General features: G+C 59.8%; 18 protein-coding genes. 6 read left to right on the forward strand and 12 right to left on the reverse strand.

The features are described from left to right. Nucleotides 1-38 precede the first annotated feature (38 nt). The 3 genes from D5261_RS25270 to D5261_RS25280 form a co-directional block, all read right to left on the reverse strand. Nucleotides 39-665, reverse strand: coding sequence for an NAD(P)-dependent oxidoreductase (locus D5261_RS25270; RefSeq protein WP_119319367.1), 627 nt, complete (start codon nucleotides 663-665; stop codon nucleotides 39-41). Continuing rightward, the gene (locus D5261_RS25275; protein WP_119319366.1) at nucleotides 662-1078 is read right to left on the reverse strand and encodes a DoxX family protein; all 417 of its coding nucleotides are present in this window, start codon (nucleotides 1076-1078) and stop codon (nucleotides 662-664) included. The genes D5261_RS25270 and D5261_RS25275 overlap by 4 nt, the downstream gene beginning before the upstream one ends. A gap of 74 nt (nucleotides 1079-1152) precedes the next feature. Then, the gene (locus D5261_RS25280) at nucleotides 1153-2085 is read right to left on the reverse strand and encodes an RNA polymerase sigma-70 factor (RefSeq protein WP_119319365.1); all 933 of its coding nucleotides are present in this window, start codon (nucleotides 2083-2085) and stop codon (nucleotides 1153-1155) included. Between the two features lie 280 nt (nucleotides 2086-2365). Between D5261_RS25280 and D5261_RS25285 the strand changes: the two genes are divergently transcribed. Further along, nucleotides 2366-2947: a dihydrofolate reductase family protein gene (locus D5261_RS25285; protein WP_119319700.1), complete on the forward strand. Its 582-nt coding sequence runs from the start codon at nucleotides 2366-2368 to the stop codon at nucleotides 2945-2947. Nucleotides 2948-2999: 52 nt separating this feature from the next. On the opposite strand, the gene glnT is transcribed toward D5261_RS25285, so the two are convergent. The 5 genes from glnT to D5261_RS25310 all read right to left on the reverse strand — a co-directional run bounded on the left by glnT (nucleotide 3000) and on the right by D5261_RS25310 (nucleotide 8547). Further along, complete coding sequence (glnT, locus tag D5261_RS25290; RefSeq protein WP_119319364.1) at nucleotides 3000-4349, reverse strand: type III glutamate--ammonia ligase; 1350 nt, start codon at nucleotides 4347-4349, stop codon at nucleotides 3000-3002. A 71-nt stretch (nucleotides 4350-4420) separates the two neighbouring features. Continuing rightward, nucleotides 4421-5602 (reverse strand): NAD(P)/FAD-dependent oxidoreductase, encoded by a 1182-nt coding sequence (locus D5261_RS25295; protein WP_119319363.1) that lies wholly within the window; start codon nucleotides 5600-5602, stop codon nucleotides 4421-4423. A 3-nt stretch (nucleotides 5603-5605) separates the two neighbouring features. Then, nucleotides 5606-6931 carry an FMN-binding glutamate synthase family protein gene (locus tag D5261_RS25300; RefSeq protein WP_119319362.1) on the reverse strand — a complete coding sequence of 442 codons (1326 nt, stop codon included), beginning with the start codon at nucleotides 6929-6931 and terminating at the stop codon, nucleotides 5606-5608. Nucleotides 6932-6952: 21 nt separating this feature from the next. After that, nucleotides 6953-7648, reverse strand: coding sequence for a GltB/FmdC/FwdC-like GXGXG domain-containing protein (locus D5261_RS25305; RefSeq protein WP_165863897.1), 696 nt, complete (start codon nucleotides 7646-7648; stop codon nucleotides 6953-6955). Further along, entirely contained in the window at nucleotides 7645-8547 is a 903-nt protein-coding gene (locus tag D5261_RS25310; RefSeq protein ID WP_119319360.1) for a class II glutamine amidotransferase domain-containing protein, read from the reverse strand. Before D5261_RS25310 ends, D5261_RS25305 begins: the two co-directional genes overlap by 4 nt. Nucleotides 8548-8801: 254 nt before the next feature. Between D5261_RS25310 and D5261_RS25315 the strand changes: the two genes are divergently transcribed. Beyond that, nucleotides 8802-9284, forward strand: a complete 483-nt coding sequence (locus D5261_RS25315; RefSeq protein WP_119319359.1) for an Lrp/AsnC family transcriptional regulator — start codon at nucleotides 8802-8804, stop codon at nucleotides 9282-9284. Nucleotides 9285-9444: 160 nt separating this feature from the next. Here the strand turns inward: D5261_RS25315 and D5261_RS25320 are convergent, their stop codons facing one another. The 3 genes from D5261_RS25320 to D5261_RS25330 all read right to left on the reverse strand — a co-directional run bounded on the left by D5261_RS25320 (nucleotide 9445) and on the right by D5261_RS25330 (nucleotide 10952). Further along, nucleotides 9445-9948: a DinB family protein gene (locus D5261_RS25320; RefSeq protein WP_165863896.1), complete on the reverse strand. Its 504-nt coding sequence runs from the start codon at nucleotides 9946-9948 to the stop codon at nucleotides 9445-9447. Between the two features lie 113 nt (nucleotides 9949-10061). Further along, on the reverse strand, nucleotides 10062-10478 hold the full coding sequence (locus D5261_RS25325; RefSeq protein ID WP_119319357.1) for a hypothetical protein: 417 nt from the start codon (nucleotides 10476-10478) through the stop codon (nucleotides 10062-10064). 72 nt (nucleotides 10479-10550) lie between these two features. Then, nucleotides 10551-10952 (reverse strand): ATP-binding protein, encoded by a 402-nt coding sequence (locus D5261_RS25330; protein WP_165863895.1) that lies wholly within the window; start codon nucleotides 10950-10952, stop codon nucleotides 10551-10553. Nucleotides 10953-11162: 210 nt separating this feature from the next. Between D5261_RS25330 and D5261_RS25335 the strand changes: the two genes are divergently transcribed. The 4 genes from D5261_RS25335 (at nucleotide 11163) to uvrB (ending at nucleotide 15955) form a co-directional block, all read left to right on the forward strand. Next, nucleotides 11163-11642, forward strand: coding sequence for a DUF2752 domain-containing protein (locus D5261_RS25335; protein WP_119319699.1), 480 nt, complete (start codon nucleotides 11163-11165; stop codon nucleotides 11640-11642). Nucleotides 11643-11729: 87 nt separating this feature from the next. Beyond that, nucleotides 11730-13316, forward strand: a complete 1587-nt coding sequence (locus tag D5261_RS25340) for a diguanylate cyclase (RefSeq protein WP_119319355.1) — start codon at nucleotides 11730-11732, stop codon at nucleotides 13314-13316. 76 nt (nucleotides 13317-13392) lie between these two features. Then, nucleotides 13393-13776: a BON domain-containing protein gene (locus D5261_RS25345; RefSeq protein WP_119319354.1), complete on the forward strand. Its 384-nt coding sequence runs from the start codon at nucleotides 13393-13395 to the stop codon at nucleotides 13774-13776. A gap of 181 nt (nucleotides 13777-13957) precedes the next feature. Then, nucleotides 13958-15955, forward strand: a complete 1998-nt coding sequence (uvrB, locus tag D5261_RS25350) for an excinuclease ABC subunit UvrB (RefSeq protein WP_119319353.1) — start codon at nucleotides 13958-13960, stop codon at nucleotides 15953-15955. A gap of 65 nt (nucleotides 15956-16020) precedes the next feature. Here the strand turns inward: uvrB and D5261_RS25355 are convergent, their stop codons facing one another. Further along, nucleotides 16021-23976, reverse strand: a complete 7956-nt coding sequence (locus tag D5261_RS25355) for a carbohydrate-binding protein (RefSeq protein ID WP_301002228.1) — start codon at nucleotides 23974-23976, stop codon at nucleotides 16021-16023. Nucleotides 23977-23999 lie beyond the last annotated feature (23 nt).

Raw genomic sequence — 23999 nt, forward strand, 5'->3', positions numbered from 1 at the left:
CATGTCTTCTGACAGCTCCCAACTATACGCGCCAATTCTCAATTGCTGACGCCGATCACCTTCTCAATGGACGCCTGGCTTTCGGCGGCCTTCACCATGCAATTGGCGACATCCGCACGAGAGATCTTAAAGCCGGCAAACGGCAGATACCCCGTTCGCACCCGATACTTGCCTGTAAACGCGGTGTCGGTCAGCTGCGGCGGCCGCACAATGGTCCAATCCAATTCGCTTTTGCCGAAAATCTCCTCCATCGCCGTGGCGTCGGCGACCACTCCGGGAAAGAATAAACGGCCGAAAAGATGCGCGGGCGGCAGGATGGCGTCCTTGAAGAGGAACGCCGTGGATTCGATGACGACGCGCTTGACCTGAGTTCGTTTCATGGCGCCCGTCAGCGCGGCGGCGAAGCGCTCCAGAAGATGCGCATCCTCCTTCGCGATGGGGATCCGTGGCCCGAACCCGGACACGACCGCGTCGTGTCCTTCAATCGCCTTGGCAAGCTCAGCGCTGTTGAGCAAGTCTCCTTTCCGGACGGTGATGCGATCCCCATACGCCGCCAGCTTCTCCGGCGAGCGGACAAACGCCGTCACGTCATGGCCGCGCTCGATCGCCTGCCGCACGATCTCCTGACCGGTTCCTCCCGTGGCGCCCAGTATAACCAGTTTCATCGCGCCTCCCCCATCAACGTCTCTCGAACGGACCTCGGCGCCGACGGGAGCTCCAGACGGCGGTTCGCGGGCCGGGTTGCGTAGGACACAATCAGCAGCGCGAAGAACACGATCGGCTCCAATGCGGCAATTCCATCGCCGGACATCCAGTGCGAATAGAACGCGCTCAAAATGGTGATTCCAAAGCCCGTGTAGGCCCACTCCTTCACCAGCGCGTATCCCGGCGCCAGGACGGCCACGACGCCGATCGCTTTCGCCACGCCGAGAATGTTGGAGAAATAAACCGGATACCCCAGGTGCGCGAGCTTCGTCATCATCGCTGGCGCATGCAGCAGGGCAAACAGGCCGGAGACCGTCATGACAAACATCACGAGGATGGTGGATGTCCAGTAGGTAATTGTTTTGGCTTTCATTGTCTTCCTCACTTGCGAGTTTTTGATCTTCTTTATCAAAGACCGCGCACGCAAGTGAGTTGTGACAACAGGGGTCAAACGGAATGGGCGGGGAGGCTTGGCAAGTGCGTGAGTTTTTCGGGGTTGGTCACAAAATAGATGGAGCGAATGCGCTCCTCTTGAGAATCCATCGTCAGGACAGAATACGCTTTGCCATCGAGATAAAGGATAATCCCGGCTTCTCCATTGATCTGGGCGATATGCGGCTCCAGGTTGGCCGGCGTGAATTTGCGAGTGCCGCCCAGGATCGCGCGGGCGACATGATCGGCGCCGTGGATGAGGTTCGGCGCGGCCGCCGCCTTGCCCCCGCCGTCGGTGTGCAGAACAACATCGTGGGAAAGCACGGATACGAGACCGTCCAAATCGCCGCCGCCGACCGCCTGCAAGAACCGTTCGAGCAGATCGACTTGTTTTTGCGCGGACGCCGGGAAGCGCGGCCGCTCGGCGTCGACATGCTGACGGGCGCGCCGCAAAATTTGACGGCAATTGGTTTCGCTCTGCCCGAGCACATCGGCAATCTCCGAATACTCATATTCGAAGACCTCGCGCAGCAGAAACACGGCGCGCTCCGCCGGTGTGAGACGCTCCAGCAGCACGAGAAACGCCATCGACAGCGACTCGTCGATCATGACGCTCGCCAAGGGATCGCTCGCCGGATCGGTCATGAGCGGCTCCGGCAGCCACTGCCCCACATACTTCTCCCGCTGCACGCGCGCGGATTGGAGATGATTGATGCACAAACGGCTGACGATCGTCACTAGAAACGCGCGCGGAGAACGAATTTCCGGATCGGACGCAAGCCGCCAGCGAAGAAACGTCTCCTGGAGCATATCTTCGGCGTCAGCGACGCTGCCGAGCATCCGATAGGCGATAGAAAAGAGCAGGCCTCGATATTGCTCGAACGCCGCGAAGCGTGTTTCGTCCGCATCCCCAAATTGCGCCCCGTCCAAAGCGCTATTCTTACGCATGATCTTTTCACTCCCAAGCTCATCGGTCAGTGGAGGCTGTAAGAGCCTTATACCATATGACCGGATATGGGAGCGCTTTGTGACAGAGGTTCAAGGCCGAAACCAACGCCAGTGATTAACCGTCCACAAAATCGTCAGGTGATCGGAGCGACATCTTTGCACCGAAAAATTTCTTGGGCGCTTTGTCGGATTCCGGTCCCGCCGTTCGACTATGAGTAAGGAAGGGCAAACGGCCCTCCCGAAAACCATGACAGCCGTTCCCCAGAACGCGGAGACTCAAATGAGGAAGCTCAAAATCATCGAACACATCTCGCTAGACGGAGTGATCCAGCACCCCGTCGCTGGCGACGATCTCCCCTACGGCGACTGGACGGCGCCCTATCGGAGCCCCGCAGGGCGGGAGGCAATCCTCGCCGCGCAGGGCGAGAGATTCGACCTGCTGCTTGGCCGTCTTACCTACGATCTCTGGTCAGGCTACTGGCCCAAGGCTCCGAGCAGCCCGATGGCGGATCGCCTCAACGCAGCGACAAAATATGTCGCGACCCACCGTCCGGAAAGTCTTGAGTGGGGCCCGTCCGAGGGCCTCGGGCCGGACATCATCGAAGACATTTGCCGCATCAAGTCGCAGGACGGCCGGGACCTTATCCTCTGGGGCAGCTCCACGCTGACATCGATACTGCTCGAGCAGGGGCTTGCGGACGAAGTCCTGCTGGTCGTCTATCCGGTCCTGTTGGGCGTGGGGAAGCGCTTCTTTGCGGAGGGAACCCCGCCGCGCTCATTCGAGCTCGTCAGCACGAACGCAATGCCGACCGGCATTATCCTCAGTGCTTACAAGGCCGCCGGGCCTTTGAAGACTGGATAGTTCGACGACGCGACATCGTCAGTGAATACCGGAACGCCGTAATGCCGACGTCTCACAGGCCCAAATATCGCTTCAATTCCCAGGACGAGACGTCCTTCGCCACCATCTCGGCGTATTCGTCCCACTCTTCGCGCTTTGTCTCCAAATACGTTTGGGCGTAGGCCGAACCGAGGGCCGTGCAAAGGACGTCGTCCTTTTCGAGTTCATCCAGCGCCTCGCCGAGGTTGGCGGGGAGCAGGTCGATGCCCTGGGCCATCGCTTCCTTGGGGGAAAGGAGGAAGAGATTGCCGGTGCGGGGATCGGCGGGGCGCAGGCCGCGTTTGACGCCGTCGAGACCGGCGGCGAGGAGGGCGGCGCTCGCGAGGTAAGGGTTGGAGGAACCGTCGGCGGTTCGGTACTCCATGCGGCCCGGCGCGGGGACGCGGACCATCATGGTGCGGTTGTTGCCGCCATAAGCGATGTAGATCGGCGCCCAGGTTGCGCCGGAGCGCGGAGAGCGGGCGCCAAACCGTTTGTAGGAGTTGACCGAGGGGGCGGTCAGCGCGCAGAGGCCTTTGGCGTGGTCGAGGATGCCGGCGAGGAAGGAAAGCGCGAGGCTGGAAAGGCCGAGCGGGTCACTTTTGTCCAGGAAGAGATTGTCCGTTCCGTCGGCGTCCCAGAGCGACAGATGCATGTGCGAGCCGTTGCCGGTGAGGTTGGCGAAGGGCTTGGGCATGAACGTCGCGCACAGGCCGCGCTCCTCGGCAAGGGCCTTCACCGCGAATTTGAAGAAAGAAACGCGATCCGCCGTGGTGAGCGCATCGGCGTAGCGCCAGTTGATCTCGAACTGGCCGTTGGCGTCCTCATGGTCGTTCTGGTAGACTCCGTAGCCGAGCTGATTCAAATAGGTAATGACGCTGGTGAGGAAATCCGCGTTGCGCAGCAGGGACAACTGGCCGTAGCAGGGCTTGGCGAGAGTATCGCCGGCGTCAGCAATGCCGATGGAGCCGTCGGTCTTCTTGTCGATGAGAAAAAACTCGGGCTCGACGCCGACTTTGAACTGGAACCCTTGCGCCTTGGCGTCGGCCATCGCGCGGCTCAGGATCGTGCGCGGGCAGTACGCCCAGTCCTCGCCGTCAAGCTTGAGGTTGCCGGCGACCCAGGCCATGCCGGGCTTCCAGGGCAGAGGGAAGACGGTAGAGTCGGCGACGGGCGTGCATGAAAGGTCGGGATCGTGCGGCCCCTGCCCCACGCCGTCCACGGCGAAGCCCGCGAACCCGGCCGCGCCGTCGCAGACATCCTCCAGGCACTCGGCCGGCACAAGTTTGGCGCGCGGCGTGCCGTGGAGATCGACAAACGACATCAAAAAGAACTGGATGTTTTTCTCAGCGAATAGCTGCTGGGTTTCGGCGATGTTGAGCATGGTGGTTCTCCTGGGAGTTTCGCATATTCGTCATCATCGACGGAATTCGTGAGCTTGAGTGAGCGGGCGGATCAGCGTAAAAAGCGAGCGCGCTTGTAAGTGTAGCGAGACTTGATCGGACGGCCCGCGGCGAAGCGAGAAAGCGTGAAGAGCGAGGTGTCGAACGGCGGCACCTCGCCGAGCGCGCGGGCCGCCATGGCGTCGCCGACGACCGGCGCGAGCTTGAAGCCGTGTCCAGAGAAGCCGACGGCGGCGTGCAGCGAGGCGTCAAAGGTATCGATGATCGGCTGCCAATCGGGGGTCGTCTCATAGAGACCGCAGAAGGCCCGCTGCACTTCGGGATTCGCCATTCCTTCAAAGCGCAGCGTTGCTTTGCGCTTCGCCGCGTCGATCGCGGGCGCATCCGCCGCCTCCCGGTAATCCTCCGGCGCCGGCAGGAATTCGGCGAGGTCGGCCATGTCCGACGATCCCGCCCACATGCCGCCATTCTCTTCCTGGCGATAGTAAGCCAGATTGACCAGATCGGAGACGACGGGCATGGGGCCGCGCCCCTCTTCTGGACGATCCAGCACGACGATCTGCGCGCGCACGGGCGCGACGGGCAGCTCCAGGCCGAACAGCGCGCCGACCGGGCGGGACCAGTTGCCGGTGCAGACGACGACGCGCGCCGCCGAGATCGTATCTCCGTTTTCCAGGGTGACCCGCCACGAGTCGCTCTGGCGCTCGGCGGCGGTCACCGTGCTGTCAAATCGAAATTCCGCGCCGAGCGCCTGGGCCTGCGCGGCGTAAGAGCTGGTGGTCAACGCCGGGTTGGCGTAACCGCCCTTTGGCTCCCAGGCGACAAGCGCCACGTCGTGCAGTTTCAGCCAGGGCGCGCGCGCGCCCAAATGATCCGGCGGGATCAGAGACACATGCACCCCCAGCGCCTGATGCATGCAGACATTGGCGCGCAGCGTCTCGACATCCTCGCTGTCCACCAGCACCGAATAGCCGCAGCGGACGAAGCCGCACGGCTTCCCGACCTCGTCGGCAAATCGGGCGTAGCGCTGGTTGGCTTCCCAGGCGAGCGTCACCAGTTCCGGAACGCCGTAGTGCGCGCGAATGATGGCGCCGGAGCGCGCCGTCGTCTCACGCCCCGGCGCCTCGCGGCGTTCAACCACGGTCACGCGGACGCCGCGCTTCGCCAGATAATACGCCGTGGAGCAGCCGATCAGGCCGCCCCCGACCACAAGAACATCAGTCGTCACCGACATCGCTCAGTGTCCTCCCACGGAAGCCATCGTCAGGGGATGGCGCATGCCGGCGAGCGGAAGGCCCGTCATGAGGGCCGATTCCAGCGTCAGCGCGCGCAGGTCATCGCGGTCCAGGTTCTTGACATAGGATTTGCCGCAGGCGCGCGCCATCATTTGCAGCTCCAGCGTCATCGCGCGCAGGAAGTTCTCGGCTCGCTCGGCGGCCTCCTCCACCGGGAGGCGCGCCATCAGCTCGGGGTCCTGAGTCGCCACGCCGACCGGGCAGCGGCCCGTATGGCAGTGATGGCAGGCTCCGGCCATGGTTCCGAGCGCAATGTAATCATCCAGATAAAGCGGTGCGTTGCAGTTCAGCGCGATGATCGCCGCCGTGCCGATCGCGACGGCGTCAGCCCCCAGCGCGATCGCCTTCGCGGCGTCGACACCGCTCTTGATGCCGCCCGCGACAATCAGCTGCACTTCTCCGACCAAATCCAGATCCTCCAAAGCGCGCACGGCTTCGCAGATCGCCGCGAGCGTCGGAACCCCCGTATGGTCGAGCAGCACATCAGGAGACGCGGCCGTGCCGCCCTCCATGCCGTCCACCATCACGCAGTCGGCGCCGGCCTTCGCGGCGAGCTTCACATCTTCATACACGCGAGCGGCGCCCAGCTTCACGTAGATCGGCTTTTCCCAGTTCGTCGCCTCACGCAGTTCCTCGATCTTGATCGCCAGATCTTCAGGCCCCATCCAGTCGGGATGGCGGCATGGGCTGCGCTGATCGACGCCGTTCGGCAGGTCGCGCATCGCCGCGATCTCCGGGCTGACCTTCTGGCCGAGCAGCAAACCGCCCGTGCCGGGCTTGGCGCCCTGCCCCACCACGATCTCAATCGCATCGGCCCGCTTCAGGTCGTGCGGATTGAAGCCGTAACGACTGGGAAGGCATTGATAGACCAGCGTCTTGGAGTACTCGCGGTCCGTCGGGTGCATCCCGCCGTCGCCGGTGCAGGTGGAGGTCCCGACCCGCGTGGCCGCCAGTCCCAGCGCTTCTTTGGCGTTCCGAGAAAGCGCGCCGTAGGACATGCCGCTGATCGTGATCGGCGTCTCCAATTCGAGCGGCTTGGAGGCGAAGCGCGTTCCCAGCGTTACTTTGGTGGAGCAGGTCTCGCGGTAACCTTCCAGGGCGACGCGCGTCAGGCCGGCGGGCAGAAACGTCAGATCCTCCAGCGACGGCAGGCGGCGCGCCGTAGAGAACGCGCGGATCCGGTAGCGGCCCAGCCGAGCCTTTTCTTGAATATCGTGGATGGCGGCCGGATCCCATACATGAGAGGGGGTCGCGTCATCGATCGGCATCGTACTTCTCCTTGGTCCGCCTTAAAGCGCGGTCTTCCAGATCTCTTTCTCCTTGGTGGAGAAGTTATAAAGCTTCTTTCCGGATACGATCTTTTGGAACTCCGACGCAGCGGCGTGGATCCCGGCGTCGGCGAGCGCCGATTCCAGCATCGCGGCGTCCTCCGCCGTCTGCTCCACGATCACCGCGTCGCTGCCCAGCGAATCGATCTTGCCGCGCACATAGATCTTGCCTTCGTAGAGCGAGTCGCCCAGCCCCTCCCCGGCGTCGCCGCAGATGATCAGCACGCCCTTCTGCATCATAAATGCGGACAGCACCCCGACACTGCCGCCGATAATCAGCGCGCCGCCCTTCATGGCGATCCCGCAGCGCGCGCCGGCGTCGCCTCCGACGATCACCGTGCCGCCGCGCATCGTGGCGCCCGCCGCCGAACCGGCGGAGCCGGTAATGGCGATGCGTCCCCCCATTAAGTTCTCCGCCAACCCCCAGCCGGCGTCGCCGGTCACGCGGATATCGACGCCGTCGCACAGACCGCCGCAGTAATAACCAACATGGCCGTCGATCTGTACGGACAGCGGCGTGGTGACGCCGACCGCCAGATTATGACGGCAATCGGGATTGCGCAAAACGACCGGCGTCTGCTCCAGCGCCGCTTCGCGCAGAGCCAGGTTGATCTCCCGCGTCGTGCGCACTTCACAATCGATGATCGTCGTGGTCATGCTCGACTCCATACACGCACCTCCCTCGCGACGATCTCGCGAACTTTCGCGCCATTCCCCATCACCCGGTGCAGCGCCTGGTGTTCGGACGCCAGCGCCACCATATCGTCCGTCTCCACGTAAAGCAGCGGCTTGGTGGCGATGGGATCGCGCAGCACGCCGATGCCGTCGGTCGTCGCCACTAAGAACGAAAATGAGCCGTCCAGCACTTCACGTGTTTCATACAGCGCGTCTTCCAGCCCCATGCCCGCCGCGAGCTTTTCGCCGATTACCATCCCGATGATCTCGGAATCGTTCTGACTGGCGAACGAAAACCCGCGCGCCTCCATCCGTTTGCGCAGCTTGTAATAGTTGGTGATGTGCCCGTTGTGCGTCACCGCGATGTCGGGATAGGGTCGCCCCCAGAAGGGCTGCGCGTGCGCCGGGTCGATGCGGCTCTCGGTCGCCAATCGCAGATGCGCGATCCCATGCGTCCCGGTCATATCCTCGGCGTCTTCTCCCAGCTTCTCGGCCAAACCGACCGTCTTGTGGATACAAAGCGACTTCCCAAACGCGATCGCCGTCGCGCCCGGAAACTGCTGCTCTAAGCCCGCCGTCAGCGCCCCAACCGCGTCCGGCTCCATGGCGCTGACGACCGCGCGGAAGCCGCCGGTTTCGGGCTGAAGCTGGGAAAGCAGGCCGCCGCCCGCCGCCAAAATCTCGCGAGGCTCGGGCAGAGCGGCGCCGGCCGGCCAGGAAACCTGAAGCCAGGCCTGACGCTCCGCCTTTGCGTAGACCGCGATCCCGGCCGAGTCCGAACCACGATGCTGGAGGCAGGTCGCCATCGCCAGCAGCGTGTGTCCGACGGGCTGATAGTATGCTTTCGGGGTCCGATAAAGGATTCCCGCGATGCCGCACATAAAACACCTCCCGAGCGAGCAAACAAAAAGACGCCTTCTCCGCGCCTCCGATATCGCCGAAACCAAAAAACGGTCACGAAGCAATATGCAGGGATGCGAGAGAAGACGTCTTCGCCTTACAAATTCCGATCAGCGCACAACAACGGGCTGATGTTGTATGATATCATAAGCTGCGTCTCGTGTCAACACGCATTGCAAAATATTTTTCGCGCGCACGAACAATTCGCAGCTTTCACAGTCTCAATTAAAACACAATGACAACTTATTCCCTCGATGAAACTGACAAACTGTTACTCCGAGCGCTCAGCGAGGACAGCCGCGCGTCGGCCGCTTCGCTCGCGAAAGTCGTCGGAATGACCCGCCAGGCCGTCGCCGACCGCATGGAGCGCCTGCGCGCCGACGGCGTGATACAGGCGTACACGCTCAGCGTCGATCCCGACAAGATCGGCATGACCGTGCGCGCCTTCATCGCCATCACGCTGATGCCGGCCTGCTCGGACGCCGATGAAGCCAGCGTCATCCAATTGCTCAAAGACAACGCCTGGGTTCGGGAGTGCTATCGCGTGACGGGCGAGGACTATTTCCAGGTCCGCGTGGTCGCGCCGGACATCGACGCCATTCGCTCCGTGGTGCTCGCCCTGCGGGCGACCGGATTCGTGCAGGGAACCCGCACGATGCTCGCGCTGCAAACGCTCTTTGAGAAGGATCCTGCGGGATTTATCGAGGCGGATGCGTAAGAGGGCCCTCACCCCCCGGCCCCCTCTCCCAATTTTGGGAGAGGGGGAGTCAGAGTTTTTGAGTTTCTTTTGGATCAAAGATCCAAAATCCTGATCTTACTCTGAACCCTCGCCCAGACCTTTGGGAGAGGGTGACCCGAAGGGCCGGGTGAGGGCCCGCTCACAACGCCGCTGAGCGCTTGGATTGCGCGGCGTAAGCGGCGCGGAAGTCGGCGATCTGGCGGATGTGGTAGTTGTCGTGTGCGGCGATCATGACGGCTTGATCGGCGATCGTCATGCGGCCATTTTCGGTGTGGTTTCCGGCGCGCTCCCACTGCTCGGCGGACAGATCGCGCAGCAGCGCAGTGATCTTGGGGCGGCGCTCGCGCAGATAAACAAGCTGCTGGCGCCAGTCGGCGTGGGCGTAGTCACGGTCGATGGCGACCTGGCCTTCGTCGAGCCCGACCAGCGTGGGATAATCCTCGCTGACCGTCTGATTCAAGCGCCCCAAAAAGACTTCATCCCAGTCCGCGACGTGCGTGATAGCTTCCCGGAGCGTAAACCGCTCGGGATCGGGGCGGAAATCGGCCTCGTCATCCGTCATTCCCAGCAGAAGATAGTCGAACAGGTCAGGCGTCCCAGCGACGGCGCCCATCAAATATTTGTGTACGTGGTACGGAAACATGCAGCCGCCTCCTTGAGTCTTTGCTGAGGCGATTTTACCCGAAGCTCGCCGGACGACGCCAGACACAGTGGACATAAAAAAGGCGCGGACAGTTTGTCCGCGCCTTTTTGGGATTATCGATCCTGATAAAGCAGTTTGTCCCAGATCTCGAAATCGACATCGTGTTTCGCCACGAAGTACTGGCCTTCGCCAACAACATTCTCCTCGCCGGTCGCGCGAAGCTCGCCGCGCCGACGGTCGTGCAGATTGACATAAGCGTCGCCGGCGGTGAGCAGCGAGCCGGCTGGCGTGATGCGCACACGGCGAAGCTCATCCTGCGTGAAGTCGTCCAGAAGGCTGTACGCTTCTTTGACGTCCGCCGCTTCGAGCGCTTCGGAGTTTACGGGCAGCGTTCCCTGCTGGCCGGTATGGCTGTCTGCTTGCAGATAGGCGGCGTTCAGTTCTTGATCCGCAGCCTCATCCTCGCGCGCGCCCTTCGCGGCGGCGGCGGCTTGTTCGTATCGATGCTTGGCTTCTTTGTCTTGCGGCATGGTGTTCCCTCTCTGAATAGTCGTGACGCACGGGATTGCGCAGAAATCACATCGCTTCTCAAAGGCGTCCGTTCAAGTCGTCGGTATGTGTTTTACAAGATACGTCGAAGATCCTCCTTCTTCGGCGTCGCCCCGGCAGACAATCATCGCATCGGTCAGCGTCTCCATCAATGGAAGACCGCGGCCGCTGGTCGCGGAAAAGCTCATCGGCATCGGATACGGCGGCTTGGGCGGATCGAATCCTGGGCCGCCGTTATGCACCTTGAGGATCAAATTCCCGTTATACTTCCAGACGGCGAGACAGACCAGATCGTCCGACCCGCCGTGGCGAACCGCGTTGGCCAGCGCCTCGCCCAGGGCCAGATCGAGCTCGGCGCAGTCGTCATCGGATATTCCCGACGCGCTGCAAAGCGCGAGCGCTTCGTGGCGAGCCTGCGGAACGATACGCGCGTCCGCCGGAAACTGACGCTCCATCAGCAATCCTCGTTGATTGAGCGGATATACTGGACCGATATTTTTGGGCGATTCGAAATTCCCCATCGCCTTCCTCATTTGCTTTCCAGGGATATGCAGCGCATTCCTTTATTCTTCGAATTTCTGGATCACGGCGCATCGACTTTCATGAACAAGCGCCGCTTCCTCTATTCAACAGTTACCCAGCCCCCAAATGTGCTAAACTCTGCCATGAGCGTGGACACGGAGAGAAGCAGCAGTGCGGAGGGCGCCGCGAAGGCGAGTCACGCCTCCCAGGCGACGCAGCGCGTGAAGGCGGAATGCCTCGCCGCCTGCGCGGTGCTGGCCCTCAGTGTCCTCCTGCCGCTTCCAGACACGACGGGACGCATTTTGCATATCCCAAGCATCTGCCCCTTCTATCAGCTCACCGGCCTCCCCTGCCCCGGCTGCGGCCTCACGCGCGCCTTTGTGCTGCTCAGCCACGGAGACTGGCGGCAGTCGCTCGCCTTTCACCCGATGGGCTGGGCGGCGTACGCCGCGTTTATTCTGGTCGCCATCGACGGCGCGCCGGCGGCGCTCCAGATCCGCGACCGAGGCTGGCTGCCTCGCCGCGTAAGATCGGGCGTTCTATGGGCTTGCGTGTGCGCGACGCTCGCCGCGGGACTGATCCGGCTGATTGGGGACGCCGCCGAAGGCCGCCGACTCTTTTAGCCGTATATATTAACTCTGAAGCAAGACCGACAATCTGCCGATATAGAGATTATAGATTTGGACCTTGAAGAAAGTCGGTCGGCAGCTATGTCCGCTTCACAGCACACCCAAACCCCCAATAACGCCGAGTGGCAGTCTGAGCGCGAACATTTTTCCGCGCTGGTCTCCGCACAGCACGACCTGCTCACTGCCCAGGGCGATCCAGATCAAACCATGCAGATGGTCATCGATCGCGCGAGCGCCCTCACGGATGCGGACGGCGTCGTGGTGCTGACCAACAGCTCGGGAACGCTGTACTACAGCTACGTCAACGGCATTTTCGAGAGTCAGCTTTACCAAAGCGTCAGCGCCTCCGAGGGGCTGACCGGCGAGTGCTGCGCGAACAAGGCGCTGATATACCTTCCGGACGCGTCACAGGACGCGCGCGTCGATCAGCAATGGCGCGCGGGCCTCGATATCCGGGCGCTGGCAATGGCGCCGCTGTATAGCGGCGGCGACCTGCTGGGCGCGATTATGATCGGCTCACTCCAGGTGGACGCCTTTTCCGAAGACAACTTGCGGACGATGGAGATCGTCTCCGGATGGGCCTGCGCCGTCGCGAACAAGGCCGCCGAAGAAGAAGCGCGCCAAAGCCTCCTGACGGCGCGCACGGCGGCGCTGGAGGAGCTTCGCGAAAGCGAGAACCTGTTCCGGTCCGCCATCGGCGCCATGCAGGAAGGTCTGGTTGTCCACGACGCCTATGGCCAGCTCCAGATGAATAATCAGCGCGCCGGCGAAATTTTGGACCTCGGCGATGAGGACCTGTTTGGGCACACGGGATCAAATCGTAAGTGCCGAACACTGCATGAAGACGGCGCGGAGTTTGACGAACCAGAGTATCCGGCGCGAATGGCGCTATCCACGGGCAAAGCGCAGCATAATATCGTCATGGGCGTGGAGTTTGGCGACGGCTCCGTCATCTGGCTGATGGTCGGCGCGGCCCCGCTGCTGATGCCTGGGATGGATCAGCCGTACGCGGTTGTCACGACCTTCAGCGATATCACCGCGCAAAAGCAGCACGAGCGGCAATTGAAGGCGCATGTCGGACAGATCGAAGATCTCAATGTCGTCCTCGGTTACCAAACGAGTGAACTTGAGCACGCGAATCAGCAGCTCGAAATGCTGGCGACGACGGACGGACTGACGGGGCTCAAGAACCATCGAACGTTCCAGGACCGGCTGCGCGAGGAAGTCATGCGCTCACAGCGCCATCTCACGCCGCTCTCGATGGTGCTTCTCGATGTGGACCAGTTCAAACAGTTCAACGACAACTTCGGCCATCCCGCCGGCGACGAAGTCTTGCGCCAGGTCGCCCGCGTTCTTTCGGAGTGCGTGCGGGAACACGACCTGGTCGCGCGCTACGGCGGAGAAGAGTTTGTGCTCGTCCTGCCCAATACGGATGGTCCGGGGGCGGCGGCGATCGCGGAACGCTGCCGGATGTCGATCGAAAGCGCGGAGTGGACCCACCGAAAAGTGACGGCGAGCTTCGGCGTTGCCTCGGTCACCGCGACGACGGTTGGTCCTCCAGATCTGATTGTCGCGGCGGACACGGCGCTCTACGACGCCAAGCACAACGGCCGCAATCGAGTGTCCATGGCTTGCGCCATCGGCGAAACCACGCTGAAAGCCGCCTAAGCTTACTCGCTTCGTATGGCGAAGAGGGTTATCCAGCCAGGGATTCTGGGAATGATGATCATGGAGGACGATTTCCATGATCTCATTTCGGCCGCACTTTTCACTTTCTCTCCTGATCGCGGCCGCACTTCTGGGCGCGGGCTGCTCCCAAAGCACGATCAACGGCGTCGCCGGCGACACGCAGCACAACGCCGCCGTGGTGCAGCACGAAGCCGACAAGGCGCTGAAAAACGCCAAACCCCAATTGGATAAACTCAGCCTCGGCGCGCGCGTCACCGCCGCCATTCAGGCGAACGCCAATCTTCCCAAATCCATCCGCGTGGACGCCGGCGACGGCGGCGTAAAGCTGCGCGGCAAAGTCCAATCCTCTAAACAAAAAGCGCTCGCCGGGCATATCGCCGCCGATACGCTGCCGCCTGGGAAGACCGTGGAGAATGATCTCTCCGTCGAGCCGGACTAAAGACAATTGTCGGAACTTTCCTCTCATATTTGCTGTTCCAAATCTTGAAAATCCAAAATGAATGCGGCGTACTTGACCTCACGGCAAGTGCGCCGTGTTTGCGTCTGTGACCGGTCATACGTTCGATCCCGGTCAGAGTGGGTATAATTTTGCGAGACGAACAGCGCGGGGAGGTTTCGGCATGGGACAGTTCAAAGTCATCTCGAAGTATACGCCGTCAGGCGATCAGCCGGAGGCGATCCGGCAGCTCGCGGCGGGTATTGAGGCGGGAGACCGCTATCAGACGCTTCTCGGCGCAACCGGTACGGGAAAAACCTTCACCATCGCGAACTTAATTGAGAAGGTGCAGCGCCCCACCCTGGTCATCGCGCACAATAAGACGCTCGCCGCGCAGCTCTGCTCGGAGTTCCGGGACTTCTTCGGCGAGAACGCCGTCGAGTACTTCGTCTCGTATTACGATTACTATCAGCCGGAAGCCTATATCGCTTCGACCGACACGTTCATTGAGAAAGATTCCAGCGTCAACGACGAGATCGACCGGCTGCGCCACTCGGCCACACAGGCCGTGCTGGAGCGCCGCGACGTGATCATCGTCGCCTCCGTCTCGTGCATCTATGGATTGGGCGCGCCGGAAGAGTACGCCAAGATCATCCTCTCGTTCGAACGCGGCAAGGAGTATGACCGGGATGACATTCTGAGGCGCTTGGTGGACATGCAGTTCACGCGCAATGACATTGTCCTCACGCGGTCCACGTTCCGCGTGCGCGGCGACGTCCTGGAGCTTCAGCCGGCCGATGAAGAGGTCGTGATCCGTGTGGAGTTCTTCGGCGACGAGGTTGAGAAGATCGTCGTCGTGGACCCGCTGACGGGCGAAGTCCTGCAAACCAAAAACGAAGTCACGGTCTTCCCGGCTTCCCACTTCGTCACCAGCCCCGACCGCCTGGAGGCGGCGATTGTCGGCATCGAAAACGAGATGCACGATCGGATCGCCCTTTTCAAGCAGCAGGGAAAGCTGATCGAAGCCCAGCGGATCGAGATGCGTACTCGCTTCGACCTGGAGATGATCCGCGAAGTCGGCTTTTGCAGCGGTATTGAGAACTACTCTCGATGGTTCGACGGCCGTGCGCCCGGCACGGCGCCCAATACCCTGCTGGACTACTTCCCCAAGGATTTCATGATCGTCATCGACGAGTCGCATCAAACGCTGCCGCAGCTGCGCGCCATGTTTAACGGCGACAAAGCGCGCAAGGACACATTGATCGAGTACGGTTTCCGACTGCCCAGCGCCGGCGATAACCGCCCGCTGCGGTTTGAAGAATTCCAGGAACGAGTCCACCAGTGCGTCTTCGTCTCCGCGACCCCGTCGGCGTACGAACGGGAGAATTCGACCAAGATTGTCCAGCAGATTATCCGTCCCACGGGTCTCGTCGACCCTGAGATCATCATCCGGCCGACCAAGGGTCAGGTGGACGACCTGCTCAACGAGATCCGCACCCGGGTCGAGCGCGAGCAGCGCGTCCTGGTCACGACCTTGACCAAGAAGATGGCCGAGGACCTGACCGAGTATCTGCTGGACCTCAACGTCAAAGTTACTTATCTGCACAGCGATATTCAGACGATGCAGCGCACGGAGATTCTGCGCGATCTGCGTCTCGGCGTATTCGATGTGCTGGTCGGCATCAACCTGCTGCGCGAAGGCCTGGACCTCCCCGAAGTCTCGCTGGTCGCCATTCTCGACGCCGACAAGGAAGGCTTCCTGCGTTCAGAAACCTCTCTGATCCAAACCATCGGCCGCGCCGCGCGTAACCTGGGCGGCCAGGTCATCATGTACGCCGACAACATGACCGGCTCCATGGAGCGCGCCATCGGCGAAACCGACCGCCGCCGCGCAATTCAGACGGCCTATAACGTCGAGCACGGCATCACGCCCTACACTGTCGATAAAGCCATTCGAGAAGTGATCGAATCGCGCAAGGTCGCCGAGCAAAAGAGCTACTACAACGTTTCTCGCAGCAAGAACCCGGAAACAATGCCTCTGGATCAGCTGATGACAACGCTGGCCGACATGGAAAAGGAAATGAAACAGGCCGCGCGCGCCCTGGAGTTCGAACGCGCCGCCGAACTGCGCGACGAAATGAACCAGCTCAAAAAACTGCTGCCCGCCAGCGGCCGTAAATAATCCGCAGACACGACAAAAAAAGGGCCGGGACGCGATTGCGTCCCGGCCCTTTTGTCGTGCCTGCCTTACGGAGCATCCACCGAGAACTTCGGATTGAGCGTCGTCCAGTAGAGATCGCCAACACCATTGCGATTGCTCGTCCAGAACATCCAGATGTCGTGAGCTTGATCCGGCGTGGAGTTAACAGGCGCGCCGCCTCCAGCTGGGATGACGCCTCCATAGACGTTCGCATATGCGGTCGGATTCAGGAACGCGGTCAGATTGCTCTCATTGACCGGGGTGTGCATCGGTACGATATGCTCGCCGGTGGTATTGGCGCCGGAAAGAGATGTCGAAGAATCCACGTTGACGGGATCCGTCGCCAGCTCTTCGTCCATCCACTGAGGGCTGGCCCGGAAAGGCGTTGCAATGCTATTGCCAATGACTGTGACATTTGAGCGTGAAGCAGAATCGTAATACGTGTAGTCCACGAAAAACGATTGGGCGTCCCAGAGCAGTCCATCATAACCAGAACTGGTCTTACTGATCACGCGCGGGAAGTATAATCGGCCCCGCTTCCAGTCGACATCTACCGGACCGTAGCTTGTCGTATCATAGAACACTTGATTGTCCGAATCTGGACCCGCAGGCGTTTTGACGTGATACAGCTTCACGATCGGGTTTCCGCTTGTATCCAGCGCCAGACTGATTGGGCGACCATTGAGGTCTCTGAGCTGGACCGTCAGACGTTGTGTTTTGTAGTAGAGCGTCGGCGTCGTATTGCCGCCCGCGCCGCCGGATTTGCGCCAGAAGTACCACATTCGTCCGGTGGAGACTCGCTGCCCTTGCGGAGCTTCATTGGCCTTATACGCTTCATCCAGAATAGCAACCGGCGATGTATCGGCGCGCGTATCCACGGTAATGCGACTAGCCTGCGAACTGAAGGTCGCCAGCACAGCAGGCGTCCGTGTCACTCCAGTCGCATCTTTTTGCGGAATTAGCGCTGGTCGGAATCGAATACGTCCACGCGCCGTGTCCACATACATCGTCACGTTAGACTGGACGATGCTATTGTTGGCCCCCTGTACCGACATAGCCGTGTAAACCGTCAACCCGGAGGCTCGATCGTAACTGACCTTACCCAATGGATCCTGGATAAGCGCAAATCCGCCTACGCTTACAGTCACCGGTCCGGTCGGCGCTGGCGCGCGCACCCAGGCGACGTCACGCGCCTGCCACCAAAGGTTGTTGGCGTCCGGCTGTAAATATTCCGACATGCCTGTCGGTATCAGCGCGAGCGCAATCCGGTTTGGATCCGCCAGGGTCTTCGTCGGGTCGGCGGGATCCGCCGCATACGGATGGAACGGCTGATATCTGCTGACATAAATGTCCGAGTTGCCGTCGGGCGCAATGCCGGTATATGTCACCTGGATATAGGACGGCGCCCGCGTATTTCCGGGCGTACCGGGCAGTAAGACCGGATGTGGCTCCGAAACTGCAACCAGGCCGGCAGGCACCGGCAAAGTCGCCGGGTTTGTCCAGTTGTTCGCGCTCACGGAGCGGTTGTTGGTGGTGACGCAGTTATACTGGATGCTCGAACCGCCACGCGCTCCGCTATACCAGAACGCCCAGAGGTCGTAGCTGATCGGAGCATTACTATCCGTAGGCGATAAGAACGGCGATCCGCCGGCCAGTGTCTTGCTGACCTTCAATCCCTTCACGCCATACTTGGCGCTTGTGTGGTCGTTTTGCGTGATGTCCACTGGTTGCTGAGGAACACCGCCCGCATTGTAAGGAACGCAGAGCAAGTCGGTCTGAGCGCCATTGATATTGCTGTAGAAGCCATATCGTTCGCCAGAGCTTGTGAACGAATTGCCAACATAAACATGCGGCTCCATCGCCACCGAGTAACCGACATTAATGCCGGTTGCCGGCCCGCCGGGCAGTATCGCGGACTGCGACCACCAGCTGGCTCCGGCTGCGCTAGGCATGAACGCCGATCCCAGATACGGAAGGGTTGCCGTGTAGATGCCTGCCGTCGGTCCCGTTCCCGACGCAAGTTTAGAGCGTGTAGACGTCCACGCCAGGTCCACGTTTCCGGTTCCGGAGGGCGTTCCCCCCGCCCACCAGAAATCGCGGTAGGCCGAAGGTGAGTAATTAGCCGGACCAAATGTGAACGCGCCGTTATCATCAATCATTGGCAGATCGCCAAAGATCTTATCGCTCGTCAGCCGCGCTTCCGTCGCTGTCACCTTGACAACCGTACCCGGTTCGCTGTAGGGCTGGACCGATTCGTACTTCACGGCGCCGGCGGTAGTTGTGTTGATCAGGCTGAACGAGTTTGCAATATCCAACGCTTGTTGCGGCGCCGTGTGTCCTGCTCGCCCAGTCTTGTGAGTACTATCGGTGATACTTCCGTATGTTGGTCCCGATAGCCAATCGTAATTGTAGTCCATGCCTTCAAACAGACGCAGGGTCTGATGATAGGTGCCGGCGGGAGTGCCAAGAGGAACCGCGACACTGACCATCGGAGGACTGGTCACCGTCACGCCATCATCCGGCGATTTATCTGGAACGGTCAACAGCGAACCAGAACTGTCCCCCACACGCGGCTTGTGGAACGTATTCCCGGGATACAAGGGGTTACCAGCAACCGCCACGCTCTCGGTCCGCGACAGTAGATCGCGATCGAGAGAGGTGCGAACAAGATATGGAGAGAGACCTGCTGGACGCGCCCCAGTCACGCCCGTCATATCAAATCCGGGTATCCCGGCCGAGGCGTCCAGCGAGTCCGATCCTAAATTGATCGTATGGTATGTCGTTCCGGTAGGATCTATCTTGCTAATCCGCTGATCAAACTGGGCATTTACCAGATTCGTATTGCCGTTGTTAAAGACGCTCAGGGTCTTAAAATACTTGCCGAAATTTCCTTGATATGGCGCGGCGACATTAAAAGGCAGCCCGGGGGGGACGAAGTTACCCAGAGCGCCGTAGGGATCGGTTTGGATACCGAAGCCTTGCGGGACGATGCCAACATCAGTAGTCGCCTCCGCGATGCTGGTGGACATATCCACAAGGACACCCGATTGCAGGTCAACATCACGATACGCTTCACCGGCGTCGCGTACGCCGTTCTGATTGGTGTCGACAAAAATCGTCACGCGAGTATGGTAACCGTCGGCAACCGGCGGTATGGCGAGAAGCGACTTTGTCAGATTCGCCGGCTGATACTTCGGGGCCTTGACATTGACGATAATTGGCTCAGGAGCATATTGAGTCGTGTCCGTAATTACACCCGATTGATGGGTCAGATCCGAGGATACCTTTGACGTGCTATGCGTCAGAGTATCCGTGATTCCGCGCTGCGGGATATCGGGATAGTCCACACTATGGTTCGCGCCGGCACCGTAAGAAACGGGTGACGACTCCCACGGAAGCGGGTTAATCGTCGCCGCGAAACCGTTGATCGTTGACGGATCGTTCCACCGCAGAGGGCTTGCTTCCATCCGAACGGAAACAGCCCCACCCCGCTTCGGAGTGAAACTGCGGTCGAAGATCGTCAACAGAGATTTGTAGCCTGTTGATGCTGTGTTGGTGTTGTCACCGCTAGAGCCGTGATTGATCTCGCCTGTTGCCGTAGCAACCTCGACATACTTCGTTGGGAAAGTCGCAGCGTTGTTACGGCCGGCTCCGGGATTTGTCGGATCGCTGCCGCCAAAACTATATCCGTTCTTCGGAAGCTGAGCAGGATCGGAATAGATGGTGTTGCCATTCGCTAACGCCTCGATATTGAGGGCCGCCGTATTACCCTGATAGGTATTCGGGCCAAGGCTGCCAAGCGTCACAAGCACACTTGGATCTTTTAACGAATTCGCTTGGCCAGTAAGGGCCAGCGGATTAAGAATACCGAATGTTGGATCAGGAGTATCGCCGGATAGCTGCGTTTGCAGTGTTACCGTTCCCAGAATGGCGTTGGTCGTCGCATCGCGCACTTCTGCGGTCTGACGCGCAAGAGTAATCCGCCGTGTCGATCCCGGTGTGTTCAATCTGCCCGACCCATCACGGATCGCATAGTTATACGCGCCAAACCACTGATGTGTGCCGTCGGTAAGTGGGTCAATTACCGATGCATCGCTACGGAAATACATACCATCTGAAGGCAGCGTTAGCGGACCAGGAATCTCAGCAATCGCAGGAATTAACCCGTTATCATTCGCAACCGTGGTAGACCCTACATCGCCAATTTGGAGTGTGACTGGACTACCATTCGTGAAGTAATACAGCGATGGATTTTCGGGATCCTTTACACGCAGAGTTGCAGTCTGATCGCCTGGATTCGCGGGAACGATATTTGTGATGCGAACCGTAACGTCGTCACCCCACTCGAATACCGGCAGGTTACCATTGATTGCATACTCGGACCCGGCAATATCTCGACTAGTATTGGCCGTGCTAGGCAGGACATGGGCATGTAATGTATAGTTTGGGTTGACGAGCGCCGGAACATCGGGATTGCCGGGCTGCGGCCCCTGTCCAGGGAGAATGCCGCCGATGTCGAAGCCACCGCTTTGTTTAGCGGGCGTCAGGCCTTTCACAAGGCCAGTCGTGGTGTCGCCAACATAAAGCCAATCCGTGGTATTCACGGGTCCCAGAATAATACTGGAACTGAGAGAGGTAACGTCCGCCGCCGCAAGCGATGGAGACGAGACTGGGCCACAATTTCCGAAGATGGCGTCCACGCCGATCAGCGCATGCGTTTCGGTCGTCGATGGATTGGAAATCGGCGTAGCGCTGAACTGGTAAAGCAGGTCTCCCGCCGTGCAGTACACCATTCCACCGAAGCCGTCATAACCTGCCGGCGTGGTGAGGTTTGCGTTCGTAATCAACGCTGGCGAAGACTGAAAGACGGAGCCGTTCGGCGAAGCCAACCGGTAAATACCGCGCTCTGTGTCATTTTGACCCTCAACATCAATGGCGTACATCGCCGAGTCGATATCTCCGAACGTTCCCACATAAAGCATGGGAATTCGATTTCCCGAGATATCTGGATGGACGGCATCGGGATGACTGTAAATGCCGCCGCCACTGTAGGTCACTTTTCCGGGACCAGGATATTCCACAATGCCCATCGCCGGCGTCGCATGCTTGAATCCACCAATGGGGATCGTCGGCTCTACGGCAAGCGTTGCGCTGTTCGGATCCGTAGCATCTGGATACGCCCACCGCTTCACGCCGTTTGTATCGATGCACCAGATGCGGCCATAATTCCCAGTCGTATCTCGTGTGGGAATAGTCGCCGATGTGAGGGTTGTGCCCAACGGGACTTCAGACCCCATATTTGCGGCGAAGTAAATACTCGTCCCCGCAGCAGTCCCTGACGTGGTTGGACCTGTAAATACGACGGGTGATCCTGAGATGTCTCCCAGTGCCGGGCGCGTTGTATGCGACGAATCTTCCAGCGCATTTGGGAACTGCCATTTGCTTGTTGAGGTGTTGTAACCTTTCGTTGCGGGCGTGCTGGAATTTGTCCCCACTGGCGTTGGCCCGGTGTCCGGCAACGCGTAAACGCGGCCGTAATTACTGGTTCCGCCAAGCTCATGGCTGGAGCCAAAATAGATCATGCGCGCCGTGCGTGCGTTGTTCGTGTACTGGACGGACGGAGCGGATTCGATTTGGGCGCCGGCACCGGCGGCGGTCCCGCTTACGCTGAACCACCACAATGGGTTACACGTATACGTGTAGTCCCGAACGGTCTTTCCAGGAGTCGTGAGATCTGGGTCCAAAAGCCTGACACTGCCCAGATAGGGAGAAACATCAATAGTGTTCCCACCGAGCAGGCCATATGCCGGGACACCGGTTGCATCCAATGCATAAAGTACGCCGTTGCTATTACCGATGTAAATTGTCGCGTTGTCGCTGGTGTCCTTGGCGATAGTCGGCGACGCGTTGTTGAACGCAAGCGGAGCGAACATGTGTCGCGTAGGATCGAATTTATCCACGCCCGCATTTCCAGGAGTAACGGCGCCTGTATTCGCGTTGATTTGCTGGACAAGATTTTGGTCGGGCCGGAAGATCCAGTAAGCCTTTGTCGTACCAATATGCTTAGTGGCGGGATTGTATGGATCGAAGACGGCGGTGGGATCGATTGTCTGACCATCCGCATTGCCGACGGCGTCCAGGCAAAAAACGCGGCCTCCATCATCACAGACAACAACACATAACTTGTCTGCGGTTACTCCTGGCGTCGTGAGGATAGCCGCATCGTCAAATGATTTGGTATTTGTGAGAACATTGAACCTAGCAACCGCCGGGGTGGAGTGAATCGCGGTGTTCGTTGTGACAGCGCTATTCGCCGTATCAATCGCCGGCAGAGTATATCGCCAGACGACACCGCCGGTCAGACCGTCGACACAATAAACATAACCGGTGGATTTGATCGAGCCGTTTACAACACTACTTTCCGTGCGTCCAAAATACACTAGTTGCCGAATGAGATGATCAGGCGGTGTCGCGGGATCCGTACCACCACGTAACACCGGATCTATCGTAGCAAGCGATCCGGCAAGAACCCCCTGATACTTCGCATTCACGATATCAGGAAAGTCCGTTGCGTTGACGGCTACGGGAGTGCCGTCCACGGTAGCCGCGTTGGTGTCCGTCAAGCTCATTGTGTCGGCGACGACGTATGTTTGGCCGGCTAAACCGGCCGAAGCTGTGGATGTGTCGTTAGACAGGATGACATCAACTGGCTGACCAGCGGTGACGGAAAACGGTCCCGCGAGCGCTTCATCACCATTAGAGTCTGTCTGGCTCTTGCGCACATCGGCCACAGTCACGCCACCGACCTTGACGACGTAATGCGCATCTGTGACGCGATATTCCTTGCCTGGCGTGCTGATGTCGGAATTGTCCGAATTAGGAATGTGGAAGCTTAAGTTGTAGAGCCCAGTCTGGCTAGGAACGAACTCCCATTGTGCGGTCGCTGTTGATGGAGCGGCTGTCACCAAGGCACGCAAATATTCGTTGTTGGAAGCAGTCGCAGGAACGCCAGTCGTGCCTGACACTTGATTCCACGCCCCAATCGGTGTTGGCGTAAACACCTCCGTAGGTGCGCTATTGTGGATATTATTCTCGTCAACCGTTAGTGTGGCTCCCGAGGCGCTTTGCAGAGACATCGATCCCGCGAAGATGTTCTTGCTCCCACCCCCGGCCGCCACCGCCGCAGAATAATTATCAATGGTGACAGTGACATTTTGAGAGGCGGTCAAGAAAACGGGACTCAACAGCGTAATGCTTCCGCCAGCCGCTTGCGATTTACTAACGACTACATCAACGCCATTTGGTTCATTTGCATAGTGGATTGTATAACGTGCATCCGTGGTCATCCCCCCCGAATTCGCGGCCGATACCACCGGAATATGGGCGACAATCGAATAATTGCCGGCTTGCGTCGCACTGAGAGAGAGGGTCCATGTACCCGTTGTGGTGCCGCTCGCAGGAGCCCCAACAGTATTTCCAGTAAGGTAGAAGGGGGTTGTGGGATTCGCCGGATCATTTGCAGGTCCCCATGCAGTTGCTCCACCCGCCGTCCAAGTCGTCGTGTTGCTAGCTGCAGCATAGGCGATAATGGCGCTCAATGCGTTCGCGTAGGCGAACGGCGCGTACCAGAACGCGATATTGCGCGTGTTGAATGTGTTCGGAATGAAGTTCCTCGGACTGGTAGTGGAGTATGTTCCCAGCAAAAAGCTAGGATATTGAGTCCATACCTGTGTTCCTGAGGGAAACGGATACCCCGTGTTCGGCGTCGGAATAGTGAATAGACCGGTCGGCGTTCCCTGAAGCTGGCCGTAGTCCGGAAAAGTACTGTTCTCCGTATCAGCGCCGCCAGAGTGGAATTGAGGCCAGCTAAACGGAGTCGGAGTATTCGGCGACGTTCCGGTGGGCGATTGGGCGAGCGCGGGAACGCTGGCGAGCGTCAGCGCTCCGAGCGTTGCGGCCGCGCGCAGCCATGAGGAACGTCGAGTTTGGTGGGCGAAATTCATTCGGTACATAGATTCAAACCTAG

It is taken from the genome of Capsulimonas corticalis (assembly GCF_003574315.2).
Lineage (GTDB): Bacteria > Armatimonadota > Armatimonadia > Armatimonadales > Capsulimonadaceae > Capsulimonas > Capsulimonas corticalis.

Excerpts from the sequence above, each read along its gene's own strand:
- D5261_RS25270 (WP_119319367.1), bottom strand. The coding sequence starts at position 665 with ATGAAACTGGTTATACTGGGCGCCACGGGAGGAACCGGTCAGGAGATC.
- D5261_RS25275 (WP_119319366.1), bottom strand. The coding sequence starts at position 1,078 with ATGAAAGCCAAAACAATTACCTACTGGACATCCACCATCCTCGTGATG.
- D5261_RS25280 (WP_119319365.1), bottom strand. The coding sequence starts at position 2,085 with ATGCGTAAGAATAGCGCTTTGGACGGGGCGCAATTTGGGGATGCGGAC.
- D5261_RS25285 (WP_119319700.1), top strand. The coding sequence starts at position 2,366 with ATGAGGAAGCTCAAAATCATCGAACACATCTCGCTAGACGGAGTGATC.
- glnT (WP_119319364.1), bottom strand. The coding sequence starts at position 4,349 with ATGCTCAACATCGCCGAAACCCAGCAGCTATTCGCTGAGAAAAACATC.
- D5261_RS25295 (WP_119319363.1), bottom strand. The coding sequence starts at position 5,602 with ATGTCGGTGACGACTGATGTTCTTGTGGTCGGGGGCGGCCTGATCGGC.
- D5261_RS25300 (WP_119319362.1), bottom strand. The coding sequence starts at position 6,931 with ATGCCGATCGATGACGCGACCCCCTCTCATGTATGGGATCCGGCCGCC.
- D5261_RS25305 (WP_165863897.1), bottom strand. The coding sequence starts at position 7,648 with ATGACCACGACGATCATCGATTGTGAAGTGCGCACGACGCGGGAGATC.
- D5261_RS25310 (WP_119319360.1), bottom strand. The coding sequence starts at position 8,547 with ATGTGCGGCATCGCGGGAATCCTTTATCGGACCCCGAAAGCATACTAT.
- D5261_RS25315 (WP_119319359.1), top strand. The coding sequence starts at position 8,802 with ATGACAACTTATTCCCTCGATGAAACTGACAAACTGTTACTCCGAGCG.
- D5261_RS25320 (WP_165863896.1), bottom strand. The coding sequence starts at position 9,948 with ATGTTTCCGTACCACGTACACAAATATTTGATGGGCGCCGTCGCTGGG.
- D5261_RS25325 (WP_119319357.1), bottom strand. The coding sequence starts at position 10,478 with ATGCCGCAAGACAAAGAAGCCAAGCATCGATACGAACAAGCCGCCGCC.
- D5261_RS25330 (WP_165863895.1), bottom strand. The coding sequence starts at position 10,952 with ATGGAGCGTCAGTTTCCGGCGGACGCGCGTATCGTTCCGCAGGCTCGC.
- D5261_RS25335 (WP_119319699.1), top strand. The coding sequence starts at position 11,163 with ATGAGCGTGGACACGGAGAGAAGCAGCAGTGCGGAGGGCGCCGCGAAG.
- D5261_RS25340 (WP_119319355.1), top strand. The coding sequence starts at position 11,730 with ATGTCCGCTTCACAGCACACCCAAACCCCCAATAACGCCGAGTGGCAG.
- D5261_RS25345 (WP_119319354.1), top strand. The coding sequence starts at position 13,393 with ATGATCTCATTTCGGCCGCACTTTTCACTTTCTCTCCTGATCGCGGCC.
- uvrB (WP_119319353.1), top strand. The coding sequence starts at position 13,958 with ATGGGACAGTTCAAAGTCATCTCGAAGTATACGCCGTCAGGCGATCAG.
- D5261_RS25355 (WP_301002228.1), bottom strand. The coding sequence starts at position 23,976 with ATGAATTTCGCCCACCAAACTCGACGTTCCTCATGGCTGCGCGCGGCC.